The sequence below is a fragment of the Lentilactobacillus farraginis DSM 18382 = JCM 14108 genome (assembly GCF_000583655.1).
GTDB lineage: Bacteria > Bacillota > Bacilli > Lactobacillales > Lactobacillaceae > Lentilactobacillus > Lentilactobacillus farraginis.
In genome coordinates, this window is record NZ_BAKI01000070.1 from 1 (window position 1) to 7108 (window position 7108).

Sequence of the window (7108 nt, forward strand, 5' to 3'; positions counted from 1 at the left end):
AGTTCATTTGCCAAGACACCTCAGCTGACAAGCATTATTTCCAACCTGACCGTTTTCCCACTGGCTGTTATCAGTGGACTTTGGTGGCCGCTGGCAATGATGCCCGATTGGATGCAGACTATCGGTAAAGCCACGCCAACTTATTTAACCAGCCATATGATCAACTTGGCGATTAATAATCGCCCCCTGCCAATCCATGATATGATAGGAATAGTTATTTGGACCATCATTGTTTTGGCATTGATTGTTGCATTAATGATGCTGGTTAAAAAGAGTGGGGAATCAAACGATGTTCAAGGGACTGCGGAATAGTTTCAAAAATTACTGGTATTCATATATTTGGCTAATTTTTCTGGTTGAAGCGGTTGATGATAAGTTACCGCCGGAATCATTAGCCGACTGGGGTTGGATTGGTTTAACCTGCCTATTTCTGGTCGCTTATATCGCAACTGCCGTTTCTCAAAAATACGAAAAAGCCGGAATGGTTGGTCAGGTTATCATTGGTGCCATTTTCACGTTTGGCGATAATAATTTTTGGTTGATGATTTTTCCTGCCTGGCAGGTCTCGTCAGTTTTAGCCTACGCACCCAAAAAGTATTTTAAGATATTTGTGGTCACCTACTACGCAATTCTATTTGGTGCCGTCATCAAAATGGGAATTCAATACGCCGGCCATTTGGACTTTTGGTCATTTACCTTCCCAATGGTGTCACCGATTTTTGCTTACGGTTTATCGCGGTCTATCAAGCGAACCCAAGATCTTGCCCGAACCAATCAGCGGCTGGAATCGGTTATCAAACGTGGCGAGCGGGAACGCATTGCCCGGGATTTGCACGATACACTCGGCCAGTCATTTTCGATGATTACCGTTAAATCCCAACTAGCCAAAAAACTTTTGGAAAAACAACCGGAAAAAGTGCCCGCCGAATTAGACGATATTATTGATACCAGTCGCCAAAATCTCCAGTTGGTTCGAAACATCGTCAATGACCTTCGCCGGGAAATGATTGATGAAACCATGTTGAACCAGCAGCAAAATCTGCAGGAAGCGGGCATCACACTTCAAACAACCGGCGAATCAACTGCCAACGAGTGGCCAACCACTGTTCAAACCAAGGTAACGCCACTTCTACAGGAAGCAGTTACCAACGTAATTCGCCACAGTCAGGCAACCTTGGTCAGGATTTCATTCACCCAGTCAAAAGACGACCATTATCAAATCACCGTTCAGGACAACGGTCATGGCTTGAAATACAGTCGATCCGGTTCTCACGGAATCTCCGGTATGCGGGAACGTGTCGAAGCTGACGGTGGCCAATTCAACATTCAAGCCAACAAGATTGGAACACTGGTTACCATCACGCTGCCAAAGGAGGGCGAATCATGATAACGTTATATCTAGCAGAAGATCAAAGTATGTTAAGCTCGGCTTTGGCTCAGCTTCTGGACTTGGAAGATGACTTAAAAGTCCTTGGCACCAGCGGGGATGGCCAAACTGCCTGGCTGGATATCAGTCACTTGAAACCCGATATTGCCATTTTAGACATTGAAATGCCCAAGGCAACCGGTTTGGACGTTGCTGATGATATTTTGGCAGCCGGCTTAAAAACCAAGGTCATTATTTTAACAACTTTTGCCCAAAAAGCTTATTTTGAACGGGCTGTAAAAGCAAAGGTCGGCGGTTATCTGTTAAAAGACAGTCCCAGTGACGATCTGGTAAAGGCCATTCGTCAGGTTATGGCCGGCCAAACCATCTACGACCCCGAATTGGTCCGCAACATGGTTAACGCTTCGGACAACCCCCTAACCCAACAGGAAATGGCCGTCCTCAAAGCAGCTGCTGATGGGGAAACGACTAAGGGAATCGCGGACAAATTATTCTTATCAAATGGAACCGTTCGAAATTATCTTTCAGCAATTTTCAGTAAGCTTGGCGTCCACAATCGATTGGAAGCCGTTAATTTAGCTAAGAATAATAAGTGGCTGGTTTAGCTGAAAAGTGAGTCGTTAGTAAAAAATAGAGAGCACCTGTAAAATCCGATAAAGTGAATTTTACAGGTGCTCTCTATTTAACCATCAAATATTTACTTTAAAATGATCCTTCACCAAATAAGTCATCAACCACGACGCTGCCAGAAAACCGGCAACGATGACGTATGGAATATGATAATTCAAATCCAATAACGCACCTGACATAATTGGTCCAACAATATTACCGACACTGGTTAGAGACATATTCACACCGTTAATTAATCCCTGACCGGTTGCGCTGGCCTTGGTTAACAGCGTGGTAATAGCCGGTCTGATTAAATCATATGACGTAAACACAATTAAAGTCGCGATGATGACTTCAAGCTTGCTGTGGGCCAAAATAATCCAAATCGTCCCGGCAGCCGCTAGAAAGAAGCAGTATCGAGTCAACCGTTTTTCGGATAGCCAGGTTACCAGCCGATCAAACAGCAGTGCCTGAAACATTAAAGACAGTAATCCATTTAACGTTAGCACCAAGGCAATATTGCCAATGGTAAACCCAAAGACTTCGTTTACATACAAACTGTAAATACTTTCAAAGCCCACCAAACCGAAAGAGGAAATCAAGATGAGCAAAAACAGGATTTTCATCGGCCCGCTGAACAACCGCTTGGTCTGGACCCAAGTCGCCTTGCTGGGGCCCTTTGAAATCGGCGGCATCACGTTATCCTTGGCAATAGCTTCAATTTCTTTTTCACTTGGCAGCATCAACTGCAGTGAAATCATACTGAGCAGGCCTAATACAGCCGCACTCCAGAAAGGTGTTTTATAATCAATCTTAGCAAGGAAACCACCAATGCCGGGGCCTAGAATCAAGCCACCGCTAAAGGCCGCCGACAACAGGCCGATTACCCTTGCCCGTTGTCTTGGCGTAGTTAAATCAGCAGCCAGCGCATTGGTAGTCGGGACAACCATGGCTGCCGACAAACCACCGATAGTTCGCGAAACATCAAACATCCACAGCCAGTTGGTGGCTGCAAACAGAATTTCCGAAACCATGTATAAGCCCAGTCCCCAAACCAGGACAGGTTTTCGACCGATTCGGTCAGAAATTTGTCCGACAATCGGGGAGGCAATTAACTGCGCGAAAGCAAACAATGAATTCATAATCCCCATATCGGTAGCTGATAAATGAAGCTCGTTTTTGATAAACGGCATCACCGGAAAAATTAAACTCATCCCGATACAAACCAGAAAATTTCCAAATATCAGCACAATAATGGCATTTCTTACTTTAGCCGACAATTAATCATCCCCCTTAAAAAGTCACAAAACGCATAAAAGTAAGTATAACGCTATCCTTTGTGTAATGTCCACAGAAAGAACCAAATTTGGCATAAGCAAAATTGGCTTTTTTCATAGCAATTCTGTACACTGCTCGTAAGGGGAAATCTATAACTAAAATTGGAGTGGTTATTTTGACAGAAGGCACACATTTACCTTCAAAAATCAAACGCGTTTGGCAAGTTTCAGCTTTTATCAACTTTGCCATCTGGCTGGCAATTGGAATCGGCTGTTATCTGGGCCTTAAGTTTCTTCACTGGGAGTGGCTTTTTTGGCCCGGCATCGGTTTTGGTGCAATTGCCATTATTGATTTAATTTTTGAATTAATTCTGGTCCCTTACCGCTATGCATTCTGGCGGTATCGGTTAACTGATGATGCTGTCGAATTACAATCCGGCTACATTTTTAAAAAGATGGTTTCGATTCCGATTGCCCGGGTTCAGGATGTCACGCTATCGGCCGGACCCGTTCTACAGTCCCAAAAACTGCAAAAAGTCGATGTCACCACTGCTTCGACTTCCCATAAAATTGACGGTCTGGAACCACAAGTTGCTGAACAGCTGCGCAAACAAATCATGCGCCTGGCAGTGGAGGTGAAAGAAAATGACGTCTGAAGCACCCAAGAAACATCTCAACGCATTTTCACTGCTTTATTATGCCTATAAGGCTGTCCTCAACTGGGGCGTTTTTGCGATCATTGTTCTGCCGGCCCAGCGAACCCATTTTTTGGCCGCTCTTGTAACGTTAATCTTTTTAATTATCGCTTTCAGTCTACTCAAATTTTTCTTTTTCACCTATCAAATTTCAGACGAGATGCTGACCATCAACTCAGGTATTTTCGTTAAACGACACACCCATATTCCGTATGGCCGGATTCAAACGGTCCAGCGCAGCCAGTGGTTCTTCTTAAAACCATTTCAATTAGAACAGTTAAAGATTGAAACCGCTGGTCATGAAAGTCACCGCCCGGAGGTAGTTTTCCCGGTTGTTGCCGAAAGCGTTCGGGAAGCCATCGAGCAGAAGCGACTGGCACTTGGAAAAGCCGATCAGAAATCCCCAACTGCCGTTCAGGGAATCACCCCAACCAAAGCGACGCCAATCCAGTCAACTGCTGTTCGTCAAGAATATCAAATTAATCCACATGATTTAAATATTTTCGCGTTAACTTCGTTTGGAATCCTGCCCTTAATGGGAATCTTGGCGGCAATTTACGGCAAAATCCAAGAATACATTCCTCAGCAGTTTCTCAATACCATTACTAAAGAAATTGTTTCCCAGTCAATCCTGATTATCAGTGTTGCCGTTGTTCTAATTGTCATCATTGCTATTGCGGGTTCCTATTTATCACTTGTTCAAAAATATTACCAATTCACATTAACTTCAACGGGTGATCAACTGCGGACCTATCAGGGACTTCTCCAGCGAAAATCGGTAACCATTCCAATTAATCGGATTCAAGCGCTCAGAATCAAGCAAAACGTTCTCCGTCAATGGGCTAAATTGGCTACCATTCAAGCCTTGGCCGCTTCATCAGCCGGGGATGACGACAAAGGCAACGACATGATGATTTTACCGGTTATCAAATCTCACGACACGTTTGATCGGCTAAAGCCTTTCATCAACTGGGTACCAACCCATTTTGTACAGTTAAACAAAATTCCCGGGAAAACCGGTTTTATTTTATCCGTAACGCCATGCTGATTATGTTAATCCCTGTGGCCGGCTGTCTTTACTTCTTTAAAATCTGGGGATTGCTTAGCCTGCCGCTTTTGATTATCGCCTTTTTTATGGGCTGGTATTCGTCAAGCAACACCGGCTGGCAAATTTACAAAGATCAGTTACTCATGCAGTCCGGGTCACTGTTCACCAGAACCGAGTTTATTATTCCCAAAAAGAACGTTCAATCATTCAGCCTGAACCGCTCCATTTGGATGGCCCATAATAACCTGGCTCATATGCAGGTAAACGTTCGCCATGGCAACCACAATGAAGCTGTTGAAATTCGTTACATTCCGATGAAAGACGCGGAAAAAATTTTCAATTGGCTGCGGCTTAGGAACTAATTGCGCAACCGAGCCGAGACTCTTATAATGAAAACAGGTATGATATTTTCATGCGCGCTTTTCAGCCGAGTGATTTTAAGCTGAAAAACGGACTTCTACTAAATTGGAGGTTACATTTTATGAGAGAATTACATCTTGGCGACAGAACGGTGCCGGCAATCGGGCTTGGTACTTGGCACATGGGCGATTCAACTGCAACCCGCGCAAAGGAAATCAAAGCCATTCAAGCCGGTATTGACGCCGGCGCAACCGTGATCGATACCGCGGAAATGTACGGTAACGGCCGTAGTGAAAGTCTGGTTGGTGAAGCCATTGCCAATATTGACCGGGAAAAATTGTTCCTGATTGATAAGGTACTGCCTTCAAACGCTTCCGCCGACAGAATGCCCCACAGCTTGGATACCAGCTTAAAGTTACTGGGAACCGATTACGTGGATTTATATCTATATCATTGGCGTGGTGCTGTGCCGTTAAGTGAAACCGTCGAAACGCTTCAGTCCCTGCAGCAGCAAGGTAAAATCAAACATTGGGGTGTTTCCAACTTTGACCTCCCCGATATGAAAGAACTGCTTGACCTCCCAGGCGGTGATCAGGTTGCCGCAAACGAAGATCTCTATAACCTCGGTAGTCGAGGGATCGAATACAGCCTACTACCATGGCAGCGAAAGCAAGGAATTCCGCTAATCGCCTACACGCCGGTAGCTGCCGGTGACGAACGCGGTCAGTTAATTAACAATCCGGCCGTTAAAGAAGTCGCCGAGGCCCACCAGGCAACCCCTTGGCAAATTTTATTGGCTTGGGCAATTCGTGATGGCAGTACCTTGGCTATCCCACAATCCGGCGATCCTAAGCATGCAGTTGACAACGTAAAGGCCGCTTCATTAACCTTAAATAAGGATGATTTGGCAAAACTCGACAAGGCATTTCCAAAGCCGACGAGTAAGCAACCGTTGGATATTCGATAATATTAATAGTGTCACTATGAGGGGCTGAGACGAAAATAATTTTGTTCAGTCCTGTTTGTTTTTTATTACGATTATTATCGACTGGAAACATGCACCGAAGGCAACTTTCTGGCCCACGCTTTGTAAAAAATAATTATCTTCTACTATCAAATTTCCAATATAAGTCCGATAATAGAAAGTAGCGTATATACGCATGAAAGGATGATAAACATGGCTGGCAAAATTGATGATTCGCGCTATTTCTGGAAAGCCCGTTCAGAAGACGGTCACTTTAAAATCGGTTTAAATGATGATGCCCGCGTGGAATTTGGCGAGATTTCTTCAGTAACGTTCTCCACCAACAAAAAGGAAATTTACGACGGTCAGGATTTCATCACTATTGAAAGTCCAAACACCGTCAGTGACACAACAGTCCTTCATTCCCCGGAAAGTGGAGAAGTCGTCAAATATCACACGGAACTCCTGTATCACCCGCACCTAATCAATAGCTCCGACAGAGCAAAAAACTGGATCGTGGAAGTGTATTAAGAAAAGTGTGCGGAGCTAATCTGGGATAAACCGGAGTGTAAGGCGTTTATTTCGGAAACCCTGGGTTTGGGTTTTTGAAATAAATCCCTTACATGCAGGTTTATGATTAGCGCAGCAGTCCTAGAAAAGTGTGCGGAGCAAAACGGTTAGCATCCGGAATATAAGACGTCGATTGGGAAAATCCTGGGTTTGGATTTTTCAAATCGATCTCTTATATGCAGCGATGCTGTTTTGTGC

The 7108-nt window shown here is 44.5% G+C and carries 6 protein-coding genes and 2 pseudogenes; 7 read left to right on the top strand and 1 reads right to left on the bottom strand.

From position 1 onward, the window contains the following. The 3 genes and pseudogenes from JCM14108_RS13270 to JCM14108_RS13280 all read left to right on the top strand — a co-directional run. A pseudogene (locus JCM14108_RS13270) lies at positions 1-312 on the top strand (ABC transporter permease); the annotation flags it as partial. After that, complete coding sequence (locus tag JCM14108_RS13275; RefSeq protein WP_035181418.1) at positions 290-1387, top strand: sensor histidine kinase; 1098 nt, start codon at positions 290-292, stop codon at positions 1385-1387. The pseudogene JCM14108_RS13270 and the gene JCM14108_RS13275, both read left to right, overlap by 23 nt. Further along, positions 1384-1992: a response regulator transcription factor gene (locus tag JCM14108_RS13280; protein WP_035181419.1), complete on the top strand. Its 609-nt coding sequence runs from the start codon at positions 1384-1386 to the stop codon at positions 1990-1992. Before JCM14108_RS13275 ends, JCM14108_RS13280 begins: the two co-directional genes overlap by 4 nt. An 84-nt stretch (positions 1993-2076) precedes the next feature. Here the strand turns inward: JCM14108_RS13280 and JCM14108_RS13285 are convergent, their stop codons facing one another. Continuing rightward, positions 2077-3276, bottom strand: coding sequence for an MFS transporter (locus JCM14108_RS13285; RefSeq protein WP_035181420.1), 1200 nt, complete (start codon positions 3274-3276; stop codon positions 2077-2079). A 173-nt stretch (positions 3277-3449) separates the two neighbouring features. Here JCM14108_RS13285 and JCM14108_RS13290 point away from each other — a divergent pair, with 173 nt between their 5' ends. The 4 genes and pseudogenes from JCM14108_RS13290 (at position 3450) to JCM14108_RS13305 (ending at position 6871) form a co-directional block, all read left to right on the top strand. Further along, complete coding sequence (locus JCM14108_RS13290; RefSeq protein WP_035181421.1) at positions 3450-3929, top strand: PH domain-containing protein; 480 nt, start codon at positions 3450-3452, stop codon at positions 3927-3929. After that, a pseudogene (locus JCM14108_RS13295) lies at positions 3919-5378 on the top strand (PH domain-containing protein). The gene JCM14108_RS13290 and the pseudogene JCM14108_RS13295 overlap by 11 nt, the downstream one beginning before the upstream one ends. 119 nt (positions 5379-5497) lie before the next feature. Further along, positions 5498-6343, top strand: a complete 846-nt coding sequence (locus JCM14108_RS13300; RefSeq protein ID WP_035181423.1) for an aldo/keto reductase — start codon at positions 5498-5500, stop codon at positions 6341-6343. Between the two features lie 210 nt (positions 6344-6553). After that, the gene (locus tag JCM14108_RS13305; protein ID WP_235807155.1) at positions 6554-6871 is read left to right on the top strand and encodes a glycine cleavage system H family protein; all 318 of its coding nucleotides are present in this window, start codon (positions 6554-6556) and stop codon (positions 6869-6871) included. Positions 6872-7108 lie beyond the last annotated feature (237 nt).